Genomic DNA, 18,264 nt, shown 5'->3' on the forward strand with positions numbered 1-18,264 from the left:
GAGGAGCCCATGGGCCGGCGTGCGAGGTATCTGCTTTCTGGTCTGGTCCTGCTGGTGGTGGCGGGAGCGAGTCTCGCCTGGTGGTTGACCAAGCCGGATCGTTGGGACGCCGCCCATTGGGAGGGGCTCGGCGAGCCCGATCTCGCCAATGGCGAACAGATCTTCTGGGCAGGCGGCTGTGTCAGCTGCCACTCCGCTCCGGGCGCCAAGGACGACCAGAGGCTCGTCCTTACCGGCGGCCGTACCCTGAAGAGCCCCTTCGGCACGTTTTATCCGCCCAACATCTCCCCCGATGAAACCGTCGGCATCGGCAACTGGACGCTTGCGGAGTTCGGCGACGCCATGACGCGCGGCGTCGGAAAGGACGGCGAGCATCTCTATCCCTCCTTCCCCTACGGCTCCTATATCCGGATGACCGCCAAGGACGTGAACGACCTTTGGGGCTTCATGCAGACGCTGCCGAAGAGCAGCAACGTGACACCTCCGCACGATCTGGCGTTCCCCTATAATGTCCGCCTGGCGCTCGGAGCATGGAAGCTGCTGTATCTGAGCGATGAGCCGCGTACTCAGGTCAATACCGCCGACACCAAGCTCGCCCGCGGGCAATACCTCGTGGAGGGTCCTGGTCATTGCGGCGAATGTCACACGCCGCGCGATGCGCTTGGCGGTTTCGAGGAGGACCGGTGGCTCGCCGGCGCACCCAATCCTGAAGGCGAAGGCCGAATCCCCGACATCACGCCGTCTTCGAAAAGTATCGGGGACTGGAGTGCATCCGACATCGCCTCCTATCTCGAAACCGGCTTCACGCCGGATTTCGACACGGTCGGCGGCTCGATGGTCGAGGTTCAGAAGAACATGGCGGAGCTGCCGGCCTCCGACCGCGATGCGATCGCGGCCTACCTCAAGGCGTTGCCGGCGCTGTAACCGGAGCGACCGCGGCCCCCTTACCCGAGTTTCTGCAGGTAGCGCATGCCGGTTACCGGGCGCGGCACGAAGCGCTCGGACTCGTAGAAACGGTGCGCCTGGAAGTTTCCGGTGGCGGCACTGACCGAGAGGTAGTCGCAGCCCGCCATTTTCGCCTGCTCGCGAGCCTTGGCCACGAGGTGGCGCCCGATGCCGGTGCCGCGGTGACCGGGGCGGACGAAGAGGTGGTGCATTTCCATGCCGCGGGCACCTTCGGCCGCCCGGTATTGCGGGACGAGAATGGCATAACCGATCAACGCGCCGCCTGCTTCTGCGACCAGTGCCGTGATCCAGGGCGTGCGTCCGAAGAGATCCCGCTCGAGCTGTTCGGGGGTGATCGTCGCGGCATCGCCGTGATGGGCGGCAAGCTCGGCGACCATCTCGCGCAATTCGGCGAGATCACGTGGCTTGGCGCAACGGATCGTCACCATCGGCGCACGCGCCGACGGAACGGGCTGAAGGGTAGGGGTGACGGTCTGCAGCATTCTCGGCTCCTGATGGTTCTCTGCCGCCATCAGGTGCCGTGAAAAACAAAAGCCGCCTGATGGCGGCCTTGTTGAATATGATCAGCAGGCCGCTCCTATCGGAACAGCCAAAAATATACGCTGGAAATGGGCGCGTTCTTGATCATGCGCGTAGATTGTCCAAATCCCGGAATTTGTCAACGAGGAATTTCAATGCTCGTTTCCGCACAGCGAGTGGTCGGCGAGCGCGCGGATCACATAGCAATCGCCGATCGTGTGGTCGCCATGGCAGGCGACGATGCGCTCGAGCTCATGCTCCAGCCTTCTGAGCTGGGCGATCTTTTCCCGCACGGAGGCAAGATGCTCGGTGGCGATGCGGTCCGCCTCGCCGCAGGGGCGTTCCGGATGCTCGCTCAGTGCCAGAAGGTCCCGGATCGCCTCTATCGAAAGTCCGAGGTCGCGTGCGTGGCGGATGAAAGCGAGCGTTTCGAGCTCGCGCTTTTCATAGCGGCGCTGATTGCCCTCCGAGCGCTCCGGTGCCGCGAGCAGACCCATCTGCTCGTAATAGCGGATGGTCGGGATTTTTACGCCCGTCCGCCGGGAAAGATCGCCGATCGTATACATGCGCCCCATTTCTCCAACATTGAAACTACGCACTTCCGGACGGAAAACCGTCACAGCACTTTTCGAATACTCTAGTCTCTAGAGCTTTATATGGGCAGGATCCGCCGTCGATCAAGCTTGGAAAGCGGCATCCGGGGTTCGTTCCCGTATCGAAGAGCGCACCTTCGGGCACAAGCCCGCCGCAATCGCCCTTTAGCGATTCGACCGTCGGAATCGATAGGAATAATATTCCAAATCAATAATTTAGCTATGTCTCGGCGCTTGAGCCGCACAGACGGAGGAAGACATGCCTTTGCAAATAACCCGCCGAGCAATGCTGGCCGCGTCGGCCATGCTCTATCCGGCATTCGTCCTGGGAACGCCCGCGCTTGCGTCCGGCGCGGCGGAGGATGACGTGACCGAGCGGCTTCGCCAGCTTGAAGAGCGTACCGGCGGCCGCCTCGGCGTCGCCGTGCTCGACACCGAGACCAACATCTCGTTCGGGCACCGGGAGACCGAGCGTTTCGCCATGTGTTCGACCTTCAAGGCGCTTGCGGCGGCTTGCGCGCTTGCCCGCGTCGATCGCGGGGAGGAAAAGCTCGACCGGCGGATCACCTTCGGCAAGGAGGTCCTGCTGCCTCACTCGCCGGTGACGGAAAAGCATGTGGGCGGCAACGGCATGACGGTCGCGGAACTCTGCGAGGCGGCGATCACCATCAGCGACAATGCCGCCGGCAACCTGCTGCTCGAAAGCTTCGGGGGCCCCCAGGGCCTGACGTCGTGGCTGCGCTCGATCGGCGACGAGACCACGCGCCTCGACCGGACGGAGCCCGACCTGAACGAAGCCAGGAAGGGCGATCCGCGCGACACCACGACACCGGGCGCCATGCTCGACACGCTCGGAAAACTGGTCCTGGGACCAGTCCTTTCGGAAGAAGGACGCAAGCAGCTCATCGATTGGCTGGTCGCGAACAAGACCGGTGATGCGCGGCTGCGGGCGGGCCTGCCCCAGGACTGGCGGATCGGAGACAAGACGGGAACGAGTATGACCGGTGCGGTTTCAGACATCGCCGTCGCCTGGCCCGAGGGCCGTGGCCCGATCCTGATCTGCGTCTATACCGGCGAGGCCAAGGCGCCGCTCGACGACCTGAACCCGGTCTTCGCGGATATCGGCAGAATCGTCGCCGACATGGCCTGAAGGCTGCGGGCGCGCTCATGCGAGCGCGCCCGTCATTCCGGTTCGTGCGTCAGGGCAGCGTATAGGCGATGACATAGTCGCCCGGCTTGGTGCCGACCGAACCGTGTCCGCCCGCGACGATCAGGACATACTGCTTCTCGCGGACCGTATAGGTCATCGGCGTCGACTGGCCGCCGGCCGGAAGCCGCGCTTCCCAGAGCTGTTCGCCCGTGGTCAGGTCGTAAGCCCGGAAGTAATCGTCGACCGCGGCACCCAGGAAAGCGAGCCCGCCCTTGGTTATCATGGGTCCGCCGATGCCCGGCACGCCCAGCTTGAAGGGCAGCGGCAGCGGCGTCATGTCGTAGACCGTGCCGTTCTTGTGCTTGTAGGCGATCTTGCCGGTCCTGAGATCGGCGCCTGCGACATAGCCCCATGGCGGGGCCTGGCAGGGAATCCCGAGCGGGCCGAGGAACGGACCCATAAAGACCCCATAAGGTGCGCCTTCATTGCGGTTGAGGCCCTGTTCGCTACCCTTTTCGCCTTCGCCCTTCGGGGCGATCTGGTCGCGCGGAACGAGCCGCGAGGTGAAGGCGAGATAGGTCGGCATCCCGAACATCACCTGGCGCTCCGGATCCACGGCGACGGAGCCCCAGTTGAAAGTCCCGAAATTGCCGGGATAGACGATCGTCCCCTCGAGGGAAGGCGGCGTGTAGCGTCCCTCGTATTTCAGCGTTCTGAATTCGATGCGGCATGCAAGCTGATCGAACATGCTGATCCCCCACATGTCGCGCTCCATGAGCGGCGGGGGCATGAAGGTGAGACCTGAGACGGGCTGGGTGGGGGCCGTGAAATCCTCGGGGATCGCACCGCCGGGAGCGGGTACTTCCTCGATCGGGATGATCGGTTCCCCGCTTCGCCGGTCGAGGACATAGATGTCGCCCTGCTTGGTAGGCCCGACGAGTGCCGGCACGACGGTTCCGTCCTCTCTCGTGATGTCGAGAAGGGCAGGTTGGGCGGGTACGTCCATATCCCAGAGATCGTGATGCACCGTCTGCCGTACCCAGCGTACCGCGCCCGTATTGATGTCCAGGGCGACGATGGAGGAGGAGTATTTCTCCACATGCTCGCTGCGGCCCATGCCAAGCTGGTCGGGCACCTGGTTGCCCATGGGGATGTAGACGAGGCCGAGCCCTTCGTCATAGCTGAAGACGGACCAGCTGTTTGGCGAATTGGTGGTGTAGGTTTGACCCGGAGGGAGGGGCGCCGTTACGTCCGGATTCCCGCTGTCCCAATTCCAGATGAGTGCGCCGGTGTTGATGTTGAAAGCGCGGATCACGCCGGACTGTTCTGTGGTGGAATAGTTGTCGTTGACCGCCCCGCCGATGATGAGCCTGTCGCCGACGGCGACGGGCGGCGAGGTCGAATAGTAGTAGCCGGCGGGGTTGTGCTTCATGCCCTGTTCGAGATGCAGGACGCCGTTGTCGGCGAAGCTGGTGCAGACCTCGCCATTCGTCGCGTCGAGCGCGATCAGGCGGGCGTCCGATGTCGGCAGATAGACGCGCTCGGCGCAGGGGCTGCCGGGCGCTGCGGCCGGATCGGCCCAATAGGTGACGCCGCGGCAGGTCTGATGCTGGCGATCCGGGTTCATGCCGGAATTGGAATCGTATTTCCACTTCTCCTGACCGGTGGCTGCGTCGAGCGCGATCGCCCAGTTGTGCGGCGTGCAGACATAGAGCGTGTCCTTCACCTTCAGCGGCGTCACCTGATAAGTGGTTTCGCTGACGTCTTCGGGCAGCTTCACGTCTCCGGTCTGGTATTGCCACGCCACCTGCAGGTTGGCGACGTTTTCCGGACGGATCTGGTCGAGCGGGGAGTAACGTTGACCGAAGGGCGTGCGACCATATTGGTGCCATTCGCCCGGCGGTACGTTGCCCCCGAGGTTCGCGTTCGCCGCGACTTCGCCGGGCAGATCGCCGCGAATGTCATGGGGGTCCTGCGTCATCGAATAGAGGGCGACACCGACCGAGAGGAGGCTCACCAGTGCAAGCGGCCAGGCGCTTGCCCCATATTGCTCGCCGGTGGGGCTGACGAAGCCGAGGGGTCGCCGGATCCATGGGGTTAGCAGCCACAGCCCGAGCAGGATGATCACGCCGCCTCGAGGCCCGAGTTGCCACCAATCGAAGCCCACCTCCCAGATCGCCCATGCGAGCGACCCGAGAACGACCAGCGCATAGACCCAAAGCGCGGCGGCGCGGCGGCGAAAGAGCAAAAACGCGGTGAGCAGAAAGCCCAAGCCGGCGATGAGATAATACGGGCTACCGCCGAGCAGCAGGAGCCGCGTGCCGCCCCCACCGAGGGCGAGGCCGATCACGGCGAAGACGACGGCGGTCAGGACGATGACCATCAATTCGAGCTCCCGAGGTTGAGAACGTGCCGTCGGCACGACTGGTCGCGGACGGTTTTGTGAAAACTAACGCAAAACGCGTGCCTTTCAATAGCCGCAATCCGGTGAAGAGCCCCTCACCCTGACCCTCTCCCCGTGGGGCGGGGAGAGGGGACGTGCCCCTACGAAACGCCGATGATAATGGTGGCCGAGGTGCTTGCCTCGGGTCCCTTCCCCCCGCTTGCGGGGAGAAGGTGCCGGCAGGCGGATGAGGGGCAGGTCATTCGCAACGCTTTGGAAAACAAATATTCACGTGCCGCAAAAGGTCTGCAGCACTTCCTCGGCCGGTTCGGGGGGCGCGGCATAGGCTGCGTGGCCGGGCTGGTCCTCGTAGGGTCTGGAGGTAACGTCGAGGAGCGCCTCGAAGAGCGAGAAATCCGCGTCTTCGGTTGCCGCAGCGATCGCCTGTTCCACCCGGTGGTTGCGCGGAATGAAGGCGGGATTGACGGAGCGCATCGCGGCAGCGCGTTCGGTTGCCGGCTGCGGCTCGCGTTCGAGCCGTCGGCGCCAATGCTCGAGCCAGGGTGAGAGCGCCTGCGGTTCTTCGAAGAGGCTTGCAAGCTCCGTATCCGCGGTTGCGTTTTCCGCTGAAGCCGCCAGCCGGCGGAAGGTGAGGGTGAAATCCGCTTTTCCGTTCTGCATGAGCGTCAGCAGCGACTGCACGAGATCGAGATCCTCGTCTTCATCCGTGAGCAGGCCGATCTTGCGCCGCATGCCGTCGAGCCAGTGCTTCTGGAAGATCGTTCCGTATTCGCCAAGAGCGTCGTTGGCGAGGTTCACGGCCGTGTCGGCCACGGGATCGAACAGCGTCACCAGCGTCTCGGCCAGGCGGGCGAGATTCCACTGACCGATAGCCGGCTGGTTGGCATAAGCGTAGCGGCCGAACTGATCGATCGAGCTGAACACGGTTTTCGGATCGTAATCGTCCATGAAGGCACAGGGGCCGAAATCGATGGTTTCGCCTGAAATCGTCATATTGTCGGTATTCATCACCCCATGGATGAAGCCGACATGCAGCCAGCGCGCGATCAGTGCAGCCTGGCGCGCCGCGACTGCCTTCAGGAGCGCGAGATAGGGTTTCTCATCCGTCTTCAGCTCCGGATAATGTCGGCCGATCACATAATCCGCGAGCGTCCTTATCGACTCCATGTCGCCGCGTGCCGCGAAGAACTGGAACGTGCCGACACGAATGTGGCTTGCCGCGACCCGGGTGAATACGGCACCTGGCAGGATCTGTTCGCGGTAGACGGGCTGTCCCGTGACCGTGGCAGCCAGCGCACGGGTCGTCGGCACGCCGAGCGCATGCATCGCCTCGCTGACGATATATTCGCGCAGGACGGGCCCAAGCGCCGCCCGACCGTCGCCGCGGCGGGAGTAGGGCGTCTGGCCGGCTCCCTTGAGCTGGATGTCGCGTCGTCGCCCGCCGGCGTCGGTCACCTCTCCGAGCAGGATGGCCCGTCCGTCGCCGAGCTGCGGCACGAAAGTGCCGAACTGGTGGCCGGCATAGGCCATGGCGAGCGGTTCGGCCCCTTCGGGGATGAGATTGCCCGAAAAGATCGCCGCGCCGTCGCGTTCGAGCGCTTCGGCGTCGAGCCCAAGCTCTCCGGCAAGCGGGCGGTTGAGCTTGATCAGCCACGGTTCCGCGACCGGTGTCGGCTGCACACGGGCATAGAAATTGGCCGGCAGCCGGGCGTAGCTGTTGTCGAAGCGGAATGCGGTCATCTTTGAAATTGGCTGCGTTGGAACGGAACTCATCACGATACAGCGGCACGCCGGAAGTCGGCCGCCCTTTCGCAGCAAGTCTACACGAGCCCAGCCCTTTTCGCGAGGTTTCGGCCCCGATGCCTAAACAGGGGCCCTCGCTCATTCGTGCGAAGGGACCCTCGCGATCAGGCACTGAGTGCCGCTCGTGGCAGGCAGGCCTCACAGATCGCAGCGATGTGGCGTCTCGCTGTAACGTCAGGCACCGTCTTCCATCGCGGCTGCCATTTCCGCCAGCTTGCGTATCGTGTTGAGATTGCGCGCCGTGCCGGGTCTGAGCGCCGGAAGCTTCAGCTTCGATCGACCGGATCCATTCGGATAGTGGACATAGATTTCGCGCCCGTCGATCCGCACCTCTTCTCCATCAGGTGCCACCAGCTTGTCGAGCGCGTCGGCGGGAGGCGGCTCCGGCAGGAAGGTGATCAGCAGCAAGTTCCGCTTGGCATCGAGAAACCGCTCCGCCCTGGCCGCGATGTCGTCCAGTTGGCGGCGGCTGCGGAGCAAGACTCCCGGTGCCTTGCCCATTTTCGCCGCCAGCGCCTGTTCGAGTTTCGCCTGCACTGCGGGCTCAGGCAGGTCAGAGCGAAAGACGACGTTGCCGCTCTGGATAAAGGTCTTGGCGCCCGCGAAGCCGAGCTCGTCGCAGACGGCCTTGAGGTCCGCCATCGCCAGCTTGCCGGTGCCGCCCACATTGACGGCCCTGAGCAGTGCTACATAGACCGGCACCGGCTCCGCCCCTTACATCCTGCCTGCGACCTTGATGGCGAAGGCATATTCGAAGGCGATCTCCTCCAGCCGCTGAAAGCGGCCGGAAGCGCCGCCGTGGCCCGCGTCCATGTTGGTCTTGAGCAGGATGGGTTCGCTGCCGGTCGTCTCCTCGCGCAGCTTTGCCACCCATTTCGCCGGTTCCCAATAGGTGACGCGCGGATCGGTCAGGCCTCCGAGCGCCAGAATGGCGGGATACGGCCTGGCACCGACATTGTCGTAGGGCGAGTAGCTCGCGATGATGTCGTAGAACTCCGGGCTGTCGATCGGATTGCCCCATTCAGGCCATTCCGGGGGTGTCAGCGGCAGCGTGTCGTCCAGCATCGTGCTGAGCACGTCGACGAAGGGCACCGCGGCGATGATGCCGCGGAACTTCTCAGGCGCCATATTGGCGATGGCGCCCATCAGCATGCCTCCGGCCGAGCCGCCCTCGGCGACGATGTTCGCGTAGGAGGTGAACTTTTCCTGATTCAAATAGTCGGCGGCTGCGATGAAGTCTTTGAACGTATTGGTCTTCTTCGCCATCTTGCCGTCTTCGTACCAGTGGAAGCCCTTGTCCTTGCCGCCGCGGATATGGGCGATCGCGTAGACGAAGCCGCGGTCGACGAGCGACAGGCAATTGGTGTTGAAGCTGGCGGGAATGGTGATGCCATAGGCACCGTAGCCGTAGAGCAGGCAAGGGGCGGATCCGTCGAGCGGTGTGTCCTTGCGATAGAGCAGGGTGACCGGCACCTGCTCGCCATCGTGCGCCGGAGCGAAGACCCGGCGGGTCACATAGTCGTCCGGATCGTGGCCGGAGGGGACTTCCTGCGTCTTGAGCAGCGTGCGCTTGCGCGTCTGCATGTCGTAGTCGAAAAGCTGCGAAGGCGTCGTCATCGACGAATAGGAGAAACGGATGATGTCGGTGTCGTATTCGGCCGCACCGGAAAGCCCCAGAGAATAGGCCTCCTCGGCGAATGCGATGGCGTGTTCCTCGCCGGTTCGGCGGTCGCGGATGACGATTTCCGGCAGGCCGTTGCGGCGCTGCAGCCAGACCAGATGGCGGGCATAGGCCATATGGCTGAGGATCAGCGTTCCCGGCTTGTGCGGCACGACCTCGCGCCAGTTTTCCTTCTGCGGCGCTTCCACCGGCGCTTCCATGATCTTGAAATCCTTGGCGCCGTCGGCATTGGTGAGAATGTAGAAGACGTCGCCGCCCTCGGTCATGGAATATTCAAGGCCGGTTACGCGCACCGCCACGATCCTTGGCTCCGCGGCAAGGTCCCTGGTCGGGATGAGCCGGTATTCGCTCGTCTCGTGGTCATGTATGTCGATATAGATGAAATCATCGAGGAGCGAACCGCCGACGGACATGAAGAAGCCGGCATCGGGCTCCTCATAAACCAGCCGGTCTTCCGACTGCGGCGTGCCGATGACGTGGTGGAAGATCTTCGATGGCCGGTGGTTCTCGTCGAGCACGGTATAGAAGAAGCTCTTGCCGTCCGGCGCCCAGGCGCCGCCGCCACCCGTATTTTCGAGCAGGTCCTCGAGGTCCTCGCCGGTCGAAAGGTCGCGCACCTTCAGCGTGAAATATTCCGAGCCCTTGTCGTCGTACCCCCAGATTCCGCGTGAATGATCGCTCGAATGGTCAAGTCCGGCGATACGGAAATAGGCCTTTCCTTCAGCCTCCCTGTCGCCGTCGAGCAGCACCCGGCGGATCGTCTCGTCGCCCGCTGCACCCTCGCGGGGGATACGGAAATAGCGCGGATGCTCGCCGCCGGTGACGTAAGACGTCCCATAGGCAAAAGGGCCATCCTTCATCGGAACCGATGAATCGTCTTCCTTGATCCGGCCGCGCATTTCGGCAAACAGCGTCTTCTGCAGGTCCTTCGTGTCCGCCATCGCGGCGTTCATATAGGTATTCTCCGCCTCCAGATGGCGGCGGATCTCGGGATCCAGGATCGACGGATCCTTGAACATGGCCTGCCAGTTTTCGGCCCTCAACCAGGCGTAATCGTCGGTGCGGGTCATGCCGTGGCGGGTATCCGTTACCGGCTTTTTCGGGGCGACGGGCGCGGCGGGCAGGTTCTTGAATACGGACAAGGCATGTCTCCGGGATCGGTCCTGCTGCATGTCTTCTGGAATCCTACCGATTCAAGGGGAGAACACGCAGCAGATTAAAGCGCTACAGCAACCTCGCGTCTGACGAGACGTGCGGCGCCGTATGGGGGAGACAATGAGATAGAGGGCACCAGCGCGGCGATCAAGCGGAAAGGGCTGCCGAGCCGTCTAGGCGGCGAGTTTGAGGCCGATGCCCCACGGGTCGGTGAGGCTATGCGCGTCGCCCTGCCTGTCCACGGCTATTTCTAGCGCGTCGAGCTTCCGGATCGCGGCGGCGAGGGCCGCCGGCTCCCGGAAGCGGATCGTATAGTCGGCGAGACCGGTCATGTTGCCCTGACGTTTCGGCGCCCCGCGCGAATTCCAGATATTGGCCGCCACGTGGTGATGGTACTTGCCCGTCGCGAAGAAGCTGGCTCCAGGATAACGCGCCATGAGGTCGAGCCCCAGGGCATCGCAGAAAAAAGCGTCCGCCTGCGGGATATCCGAGACCTGAAGGTGAATGTGACCGATCGTGGTGCCGGCCGGCAGGCCGTCCCAGCCGTTTTTCGGCACCTCCTCGTAGAGTGCCTGCAAATCGAGCGGCAGCGTGTTCATTGCCACCATGCCGTCCGCTCCGTAGTTCCATTCCTCGCGCGGTCGATCGCGGTAGATCTCGATTCCGTTACCCTCCGGATCGGCGAGGTAGATCGCTTCGCTGACGAGGTGATCGGAGGCTCCCTGCAACTGCACCCCGTTCTCGGCGGCATGCACGAGCCAGCGTCCGAGCTCGGTGCGGTCCGGAACCAGAAATGCGTGATGGAAGAGACCGGGTGCGTTTCGCGGAGCCCTTACGGCATTGCCGTCGCTCGTCAACGTCAGGAGCGGTCTTCCGGCGACGCCGAGCGTCACGCCGCTTATGTTCGCCTCGATCGGCGACAGACCGATTATCCGCTGGTACCAGGACGAGACCGTCTCCAGGTCGCTGACGACAAGATGCGACCGATCGACATAAGCGGGCATCGCCGTCGCGTGATCGGCGGGAACGCTGGCCTGCGGCTTCGGTTGTGAGGTGTCCTTCATCCTATTCGCCTTTTCGGACAGCGGGAGGGCGACGCCCGAGACTGTGATCTGCTGCCCAATTCAATATGAGCACGTGAACAGGTTCGCGAAAGCTCTTATATTACTTGATGTTGTGTTCGATGAACGTTGACAGTCGTCACGGCCGCGCTACCTTTAACGGTGGGAGCAGAGGGGCGGTCACTTTGATCCAAGTCAAGGCCCGTACAGCCGCCACCGTTCGATGTCGGTCCGGCGCAGGACGGGGTGCGTGATGTGGTTTCCGTCTGTGACGGGAGGTGGGGCCGGATGACCGGCCAAGCTGAGGGATCAGCGTCGCATTCGGCGCGCGACGTGGTAACATAGGAAAAGGACGCAGCAGCATGTACAAGAAGATCATCGTGCCGATCGCCATGGATCAGCTGGAGCACGGCGAGTCCGTCCTTGGCATCGCCGAGAAACTGATCGATGAGGGGGGAGAGATTATTCTGCTCAACGTCGTCGAGGATCTCAACGCCTATGCACAAGGTTACATGATCGTCGATTTTCCGCTGGAGATGATCGAGGAATCGCGCAAGCACGCGGTCAAGACCCTGGAAGCGCTGAAGACCAAGCATGGCATCAACGGGCGCGTCGAAATCCGCACCGGCGGAGCTGCCGGCAGCATCAACGCCCTCGCCGAGGAAGAGAATGCCGACCTGGTGATCATCGCGTCCCACCGCCCGGGGCTGATCGATTATTTCATCGGGTCGACCGCCAGCCGTGTCGTCAGCCATTGCCCCTGCGCGGTTCTCGTCGACCGGTAATACTGGGAATAGAAGGGAGCGGTGCAGGCCGCCTGCGCCGCGATCCGAAGGAGTCACGCAATGGATAAGTATGCGCTTGACGACTTTCGCGAACAGCTTTTGCGCCGCAAACGCGAACTTCATGGCCGGCTGGTGCAGATAGAGGAAGACCTCGAGCAGCCGATGAATGCCGATGTGCCGGATCGCGTAACGGAACGGGAGAGCGACGAGGTCCTGGAAGGACTCGGATTGGCGGGCCAGGGCGAAATTCGCGCGATCGACGCTGCGCTCAACCGCATCGAAGCAGGAACCTTCGGCATTTGCGTCCGTTGCGGCGACGCCATATCCCCGGAAAGGTTGCGCGCCGTGCCGCATGCGCCGCTCTGTCAGACCTGCGCCGCCGAGATCGCGACCGGGGGGAGATAACCACCCAAAGCTCCCATCTGCTTCAGCGAAAGCCGTTTGCTGCACGCTCCCGCGCAAGGTGCGGTATTTGTTGTAATGCGTTGCAAAAGTTGATCCTTTCGCCCGATCCTGGTGCTTTGCCGTGTCGCTGCTCTGTGGCAGGATGAACCGAAACCATGGTGATCCTGTGCGGCGTTTCGAACTGTTCGAATCCGCTGTAATCGGTCATGAGGTATTTCGTTGCTGCTGCAGGCTGCAGACGGATATCGGGAGCGGAGCGGGAGGGGCCGCGTGAAGGTTGCCGGCGTCAAATGGGACTACGACCGATCGGAGATGATCGCCGACGCAATCGTCCACGGGATCGGCCTTTCGGCGGCGCTCGTCGGTGTTACCGCCCTGATCTTTTACGCCACCGTCTGGAGCACGTCCGGGCAATTGGCCGCGGCTTCGATCTATGGCGGCGGGCTCATCGCCGCCCTGTCGATTTCATTCGTCTACAATCTCTTTCCGGTCGGCCGGGCCAAGTGGTTCCTGCGTCGGCTGGACCACTCCGGGATCTTCGTGCTGATCGCTGCAACCTACACGCCTTTCCTGCAGCGCGGCTGGGATGATCCGTTCCTCTTCTCGATGCTGGTCGCCATCTGGCTTATCGCAGCCGCCGGCATCGCCATGAAGTGCCTCCTGCCCGGGCGCTTCGATCGGCTGGCGATCCTGCTTTATCTCGCAATGGGCTGGAGCGGGCTGCTCGCCGCGAAATCCCTCTTTACCGCCTTGAGCGCGACGACGCTCACCCTGATCGTCATCGGTGGCGTCATCTATTCGGTCGGGGTCATCTTCCATGTCTGGGAGCGTCTTCGCTTCCAGAACGCCATCTGGCACGGCTTCGTCGTCACGGGAGCGGCTGTGCACTATTCCGCAGTCTTGACCTGCATCAGCAGCGCCGCTGTATCTTAGATCACGATGTTTTTAGGTCGGGTCGAGCTGTCGGCGCGGATGATCTGGCTCTGGCTGGCCCAGGAAGCCTATCACCGGATTGCAATCTCTCCTCTTCCTCATCTCTGTGCTTGTCACAGAGATGAGAGCAGCGCCGCGTCTGCGGCGCGGGAAGCGTTGTTTCAGCCCAACGACTTGGTCTGGCTGGATCCCTGTGACGAGCACAGGGATGAGGTAATCAAACAGGCTGCGGCGGGTATCCCGAATCTCAACAGGCCTTAGCCAGATTCAAAGCTGCAGCTTCAGTCTGCTGCAGGCTGACATTCTTCCGACGGCCTGAGTGCCGAGGCCATGCGCGAGATGACGCCATCGAAACTGGTCAGGTTGCTCTTCCGATATTGCAGCCTGAAATAGGCGGCGCTGCCGTCGCAGAGCGCAATCGCCCGCGTATAGAAAACGTCGCTCTCGCGCGCGCCGGAAAAGCTTGCCCAGGCGGGCGTGACGCGCGAAAAGATGATTCGCCAGTCGGCCTGCTTCTCGTAGCCGATCCTTTCGGCGACGTCGGTTTCGAAGTCGCCATCCGGCGGATGAGTGCCGAACACCATGAGCGTCGCGCCATTGTCATCGGCATGAAATCTGACGCCGTCGCCGTTATCGGCCTCAAGGCCCATCTCGAATCCGGGCGGGATGTCGACCGTGTAGCCGAAGCGGGGATTGGCGTAAGGGTGCCAGTCGTCCTCGGCGACAGAGGGCGAGGCAAGCGTCACGAGGAGCAGAAATGCGATAAAGGCACGGCGCATTCGTGGCGTCCTCTCGGCTTCGTTCGACCTGCCGGTTCTTCTCAACGCACCGCGCGTTTTCTTCCTGCACGCGCGAGGGCCGCCGCAACGGCTTTGAACTGCTGCATCATCTTATCTTCAAATCGTTCCGGGTTTAAGGGCATGCGATAGACAACACGCATGCGCTGGAAAGTGCCGCCGGAACAGTCCCTTATGGTCAATCTTCCTCGAATGTCATCGCGGTGCCGTTGAGGCAATAGCGCAGGCCCGTCGGAGGAGGCCCGTCGGGGAAGACATGGCCGAGATGGGCGTCACAATCGGCACAGCGAATCTCCGTCCTGACCATGAGGTGCGAGCGGTCCACATATTCAGCGATCGCGTCCGGATCGACCGGGGCGAAATAACTGGGCCAGCCGCAGCCGGAATCGAACTTGGTGTCCGAGCGGAACAGCGCGCGGCCGCAACAGACGCATTTGTAGGTGCCATGCCTTTTATTGTCGAGGAAGGGGCCGGTGAAGGGACGTTCGGTGCCATGCTCGCGTGTGACGCGGTACTGCTCGGGCGTCAGCGCTGCCCGCCACTCCTCGTTCGTCTTCGTAATCTTCGGCATCCGGTTTTCGGGCATGGCTGCGCTCCTTTCGATTGCAGCGAATATATAGGATGGCATCCGCTCGGGCACAAATGGGGGTCAATGTCGGGAGCTCCGCGTCCTGGACAGGATCCTGATCAGGGTCGGGGCGAAGCCGCTGCCCTCTACATAGTATAAACGTGGCATAACCTCACACCGCGGCCGATTTCCCTTGAGGCAGGCCCGCCCTTCTTCTATGTCCGGTTAAAGCTTGACTGAAAGATCAATGAGAAGGAGCGTGTCGATACGATGGATGCCGCGGCCCTGACATTCCTGGCCCTCGGTCTTCCCTTTGCCGCGGCCGTCGTCGCACCGGCCCTGACCCGGCTTCTCGGCGGGAATGCCGCCTGGCTGCTGGCGCTTGCGCCACTCGCCATCTTCATGCATCTCGCAGGTTTCATTCCGGAAGTCGCCGCTGGCGAGATCGTTACCGGCGGCTATATCTGGATACCGTCCTTCAACGTCAGCTTCTCCTGGCTGATCGACGGCCTGTCACTGACCTTCGCGCTTCTGATTTCGGGCATCGGGACACTGATCGTCCTCTATTCGGGCGGATATCTGAAGGGGCATCCCGACCAGGGCCGCTTCTTTTCGTTCATCCTGATGTTCATGGGCTCGATGCAGGGGCTCGTCGTCTCGGACAGCTTCCTGATGCTCTTCGTCTTCTGGGAGCTGACGTCGATCACTTCGTTCCTGCTGATCGGCTTCGATCACACCCGCGAGGCGGCGCGCCGCGCGGCTTTGCAGGCCCTGGTCGTGACGGGGGGAGGCGGGCTTGCCTTGCTCGCCGGGCTCCTCATCCTGTGGAACGTCAGCGGCGTCACGCAATTTTCGCTGCTCCTGTCCTTCGGCGACGAACTGAAGCAAAGCCCTTTCTATCTCGCGGCGCTGCTCCTCGTCCTCGGCGGCGCATTCACCAAGTCGGCACAGTTTCCGTTTCACTTCTGGCTGCCGAACGCCATGGAAGCGCCGACGCCCGTTTCGGCCTATCTGCACTCGGCGACGATGGTGAAGGCGGGGGTCTATCTTCTGATGCGGCTCAACCCGGTGCTCGGCGGTACGACGGAGTGGCAGGTTCTGCTGCCGCTCTTCGGCGTGACGACGCTCGTCGCCGGAGCCGCCCTGGCAGTGCGCCAGACGGACCTGAAGATGATGCTGGCCTATACGACCATGTCGTCGCTCGGTCTTCTGGTCATGCTGACCGGCCTCGGCCTGCCCTACGCCATCGAAGCCGCAGTGCTTTACTTGGTGGCGCATGCCCTGTTCAAGGGGGCGCTGTTCATGGTGGCCGGCATCATCGATCATGAAACCGGTACGCGCGATCTGACGAAGCTCGGCGGCCTGCGCAGGGCGATGCCTCTGACCTTCGCCATAGCTCTTGCGGCGGCCCTGTCGATGGGCGGCCTGCCGCCCTTTTTCGGGTTCCTTGCAAAAGAGGAAATCTACGCCGCACTCTCCGGTTTCGACCGCCGGTCCATGGTCTTCGCGGCATTGACCATCCTCGGCAACGGCCTGATGTTCGCCGTCGGCTTCGCGATCGCTCTAAAACCGTTTATGGGCCCGAAGGTCGATACGCCGAGGCATGCCCACGAGGCACCGGTGCTCCTCTGGATCGGCCCGGCAATCCTGGCTGCGAAGGGCCTTTCCATCGCGCTGATGTCGGGCCTTGTTCATCGGTTCGTGACCTCGCCCATGGCCTCGGCCGTTGCCGGCGAACCGAGAACCGTGACGATTTCTCTCGCACCGCATATCGGCGTGCCGCTGTTGCTCTCCGTCGTGACGCTGGCGGTCGGCGTCGTTCTGTTCCTCAATCTGACGCGGCTGCGCGCAGCCATGGCGGTGATCCTTGCCGATATCGGCTGGGGACCGGATCGAGGCTTCGACCAGTTCATACGCGGCCTCGTGCGGTTTGCGGTCGCCGCGACCCGCCGATTGCAGGGCGGCCGTCTCGATAACTACATGACCGTGACCTTCCTGCTCGTCGCCGCCGTCATGCTCGCATTGCCGCTGCGCTACGGCGAATTCCCGCGCGCACCTTTCTTTCCGGGCGACGTTCCGCTGCACGAATTCGCGATCATGGCGATCGCCGTGCTTGGCCTCTTCGCCGTGGTGCTGGCCGCGGACCGGCTGACGGCGATCGTCTCGCTCGGAATTCAGGGCTTCGCCGTCGCGATGCTCTTCCTGCTTTACGGCGCTCCGGATCTCGCCTTCACCCAGTTCATGATAGAGACGCTGTCCGTCGTCGTGCTGGCACTGGTGATGACCCGGCTGCGGCTGTCTCCCTCGGATCACCGACCACTCAGGCAGAAGCTTCCCGACTTCACGATCGCGCTCGCCTGCGGAATCGGATTCGGCCTTTTCCTTCTCCGGGTTACCGGCGTGCCGTTCGATGCGACGCTGACGGACTTCTTCAACCTCTATTCGAAATCGATCGCGCACGGCGCGAACGTGGTCAACGTCATCATCGTCGACTTCCGAGGCACGGATACGCTTGGCGAAATTGCCGTCGTGCTGGTTGCGGGCCTGTCCATCCTTTCCCTCGTGCGGTTGCGGGCGGGATCGTTGAGACGCGGCGAAACGCGCGAGATCGCGGCCGCTGATGCGAACACGAAGGAGCCGGTATGAAGTCGATCATTTTTCGGACCGTTGCGCCCTTCCTCGCCGGATTGATGATGCTCTTTTCGATCTTCGTGCTGCTGCGCGGCCACAACGAGCCCGGAGGCGGCTTCATAGGCGGGTTGATCGCCGTTTCGGCGCTGGCGATCTACGGCATCGCCCATGGCGTGGAGACGGTGCGGCGGGCGATATTCTTCCACCCCATGGCTATCGCCGGCGCCGGCCTTTTCGCCGCGACCGTGGCCGGACTGGTGTCATTTTTCGCGCGGGTGCCGTTCATGACCGGGCTTTGGATATATCCCTCCTTTCTCGGCGTCGAGGTTCCGCTCTCCACCGTCATGCTGTTCGATACGGGGGTCTACCTGGTCGTCGTCGGTGCCATCAGTTCGATCGCGCTGTCGCTTGAAGAAAGGGGGGGCGCCTGATGGAGACCTGGTTTTCGCTGCTGGTCACTTTCTTCTTCACCGTCGCCATTTACTTGCTTCTGTCGAAATCCATCATCCGCGTCCTCCTGGGCGTGGCGATCCTGGGAAATGCGGTGAACCTTCTGATCTTCACCGGCGGCCGTCTGACGCGCGACGTACCGCCGGTCATAGCGGAGGGCGCCGATGTGCTTTCCGGTCCGGCGGCCAATGCCTTGCCGCAGGCGCTCATCCTGACCGCCATCGTGATTTCCTTCTCCTTCTTCGCCTTTCTCCTCGTTCTCGCCTGGCGCGCCTATGAAGACCTCGCGACAGACAACACGGACGAGATGCGTGTTGCGGAACCGGTGAACGAGCCGGCACCGCCGCTGGGATACTGACGCAC

18 protein-coding genes are annotated in these 18,264 nt (G+C 62.8%); 8 read left to right on the top strand and 10 right to left on the bottom strand.

Going from position 1 to position 18,264, the window contains the following annotated elements:
- Positions 1–9 precede the first annotated feature (9 nt).
- On the top strand, positions 10–924 hold the full coding sequence (locus PZL22_RS22950; RefSeq protein WP_127516365.1) for a c-type cytochrome: 915 nt from the start codon (positions 10–12) through the stop codon (positions 922–924).
- A gap of 20 nt (positions 925–944) precedes the next feature.
- Here PZL22_RS22950 and PZL22_RS22955 read toward each other — a convergent pair whose 3' ends face one another.
- Together PZL22_RS22955 and PZL22_RS22960 are read right to left on the bottom strand one after the other, a co-directional pair.
- Complete coding sequence (locus PZL22_RS22955) at positions 945–1,448, bottom strand: GNAT family N-acetyltransferase (RefSeq protein WP_003537587.1); 504 nt, start codon at positions 1,446–1,448, stop codon at positions 945–947.
- A 189-nt stretch (positions 1,449–1,637) separates the two neighbouring features.
- A complete protein-coding gene (locus PZL22_RS22960; RefSeq protein ID WP_003537590.1) occupies positions 1,638–2,051 on the bottom strand; it encodes a MerR family transcriptional regulator in 414 nt (137 codons plus the stop codon).
- Positions 2,052–2,337: 286 nt separating this feature from the next.
- Between PZL22_RS22960 and bla the strand changes: the two genes are divergently transcribed.
- On the top strand, positions 2,338–3,228 hold the full coding sequence (gene bla, locus PZL22_RS22965) for a class A beta-lactamase (RefSeq protein WP_033049462.1): 891 nt from the start codon (positions 2,338–2,340) through the stop codon (positions 3,226–3,228).
- 49 nt (positions 3,229–3,277) lie between these two features.
- Here the strand turns inward: bla and PZL22_RS22970 are convergent, their stop codons facing one another.
- The 5 genes from PZL22_RS22970 to PZL22_RS22990 form a co-directional block, all read right to left on the bottom strand.
- Positions 3,278–5,611, bottom strand: a complete 2,334-nt coding sequence (locus PZL22_RS22970) for a glucose/quinate/shikimate family membrane-bound PQQ-dependent dehydrogenase (protein WP_003537593.1) — start codon at positions 5,609–5,611, stop codon at positions 3,278–3,280.
- A 288-nt stretch (positions 5,612–5,899) separates the two neighbouring features.
- On the bottom strand, positions 5,900–7,372 hold the full coding sequence (locus PZL22_RS22975; RefSeq protein WP_003527407.1) for a protein adenylyltransferase SelO: 1,473 nt from the start codon (positions 7,370–7,372) through the stop codon (positions 5,900–5,902).
- Positions 7,373–7,609: 237 nt separating this feature from the next.
- The gene (locus PZL22_RS22980) at positions 7,610–8,137 is read right to left on the bottom strand and encodes a DUF1697 domain-containing protein (RefSeq protein ID WP_003527406.1); all 528 of its coding nucleotides are present in this window, start codon (positions 8,135–8,137) and stop codon (positions 7,610–7,612) included.
- 12 nt (positions 8,138–8,149) lie between these two features.
- Entirely contained in the window at positions 8,150–10,258 is a 2,109-nt protein-coding gene (locus PZL22_RS22985) for a S9 family peptidase (protein ID WP_003527405.1), read from the bottom strand.
- A gap of 186 nt (positions 10,259–10,444) precedes the next feature.
- On the bottom strand, positions 10,445–11,335 hold the full coding sequence (locus PZL22_RS22990; RefSeq protein ID WP_003527404.1) for a VOC family protein: 891 nt from the start codon (positions 11,333–11,335) through the stop codon (positions 10,445–10,447).
- A gap of 359 nt (positions 11,336–11,694) precedes the next feature.
- On the opposite strand from PZL22_RS22990, the gene PZL22_RS22995 reads away from it, so the two are divergent.
- Positions 11,695–12,117, top strand: coding sequence for a universal stress protein (locus tag PZL22_RS22995; protein ID WP_003527403.1), 423 nt, complete (start codon positions 11,695–11,697; stop codon positions 12,115–12,117).
- Between the two features lie 60 nt (positions 12,118–12,177).
- Positions 12,178–12,522, top strand: a complete 345-nt coding sequence (locus tag PZL22_RS23000; RefSeq protein ID WP_003527402.1) for a TraR/DksA family transcriptional regulator — start codon at positions 12,178–12,180, stop codon at positions 12,520–12,522.
- Positions 12,523–12,544: 22 nt separating this feature from the next.
- Here the strand turns inward: PZL22_RS23000 and PZL22_RS23005 are convergent, their stop codons facing one another.
- Positions 12,545–12,730 (bottom strand): hypothetical protein, encoded by a 186-nt coding sequence (locus PZL22_RS23005; protein ID WP_127508648.1) that lies wholly within the window; start codon positions 12,728–12,730, stop codon positions 12,545–12,547.
- A gap of 62 nt (positions 12,731–12,792) precedes the next feature.
- On the opposite strand from PZL22_RS23005, the gene trhA reads away from it, so the two are divergent.
- The gene (gene trhA, locus PZL22_RS23010) at positions 12,793–13,455 is read left to right on the top strand and encodes a PAQR family membrane homeostasis protein TrhA (RefSeq protein ID WP_003527401.1); all 663 of its coding nucleotides are present in this window, start codon (positions 12,793–12,795) and stop codon (positions 13,453–13,455) included.
- Between the two features lie 281 nt (positions 13,456–13,736).
- Here the strand turns inward: trhA and PZL22_RS23015 are convergent, their stop codons facing one another.
- Positions 13,737–14,234, bottom strand: coding sequence for a hypothetical protein (locus PZL22_RS23015; RefSeq protein ID WP_003527398.1), 498 nt, complete (start codon positions 14,232–14,234; stop codon positions 13,737–13,739).
- A 196-nt stretch (positions 14,235–14,430) separates the two neighbouring features.
- Positions 14,431–14,838 carry a peptide-methionine (R)-S-oxide reductase MsrB gene (msrB, locus tag PZL22_RS23020; protein ID WP_003527396.1) on the bottom strand — a complete coding sequence of 136 codons (408 nt, stop codon included), beginning with the start codon at positions 14,836–14,838 and terminating at the stop codon, positions 14,431–14,433.
- Positions 14,839–15,090: 252 nt separating this feature from the next.
- Here msrB and PZL22_RS23025 point away from each other — a divergent pair, with 252 nt between their 5' ends.
- Genes PZL22_RS23025 through PZL22_RS23035 form a run of 3 tightly spaced genes read left to right on the top strand, consistent with a single transcriptional unit; the run spans position 15,091 to position 18,259 of the window.
- Positions 15,091–17,466: a putative monovalent cation/H+ antiporter subunit A gene (locus PZL22_RS23025; RefSeq protein WP_003527395.1), complete on the top strand. Its 2,376-nt coding sequence runs from the start codon at positions 15,091–15,093 to the stop codon at positions 17,464–17,466.
- On the top strand, positions 17,463–17,882 hold the full coding sequence (locus PZL22_RS23030) for a Na(+)/H(+) antiporter subunit B (protein WP_003527394.1): 420 nt from the start codon (positions 17,463–17,465) through the stop codon (positions 17,880–17,882). The genes PZL22_RS23025 and PZL22_RS23030 overlap by 4 nt, the downstream gene beginning before the upstream one ends.
- Positions 17,882–18,259, top strand: coding sequence for a Na+/H+ antiporter subunit C (locus PZL22_RS23035; RefSeq protein WP_003527393.1), 378 nt, complete (start codon positions 17,882–17,884; stop codon positions 18,257–18,259). Before PZL22_RS23030 ends, PZL22_RS23035 begins: the two co-directional genes overlap by 1 nt.
- The last annotated feature ends 5 nt before the right edge of the window (positions 18,260–18,264 follow it).

The sequence above is a fragment of the Ensifer meliloti genome (assembly GCF_030064585.1).
GTDB classification, from domain to species: Bacteria; Pseudomonadota; Alphaproteobacteria; order Rhizobiales; family Rhizobiaceae; genus Sinorhizobium; species Sinorhizobium meliloti.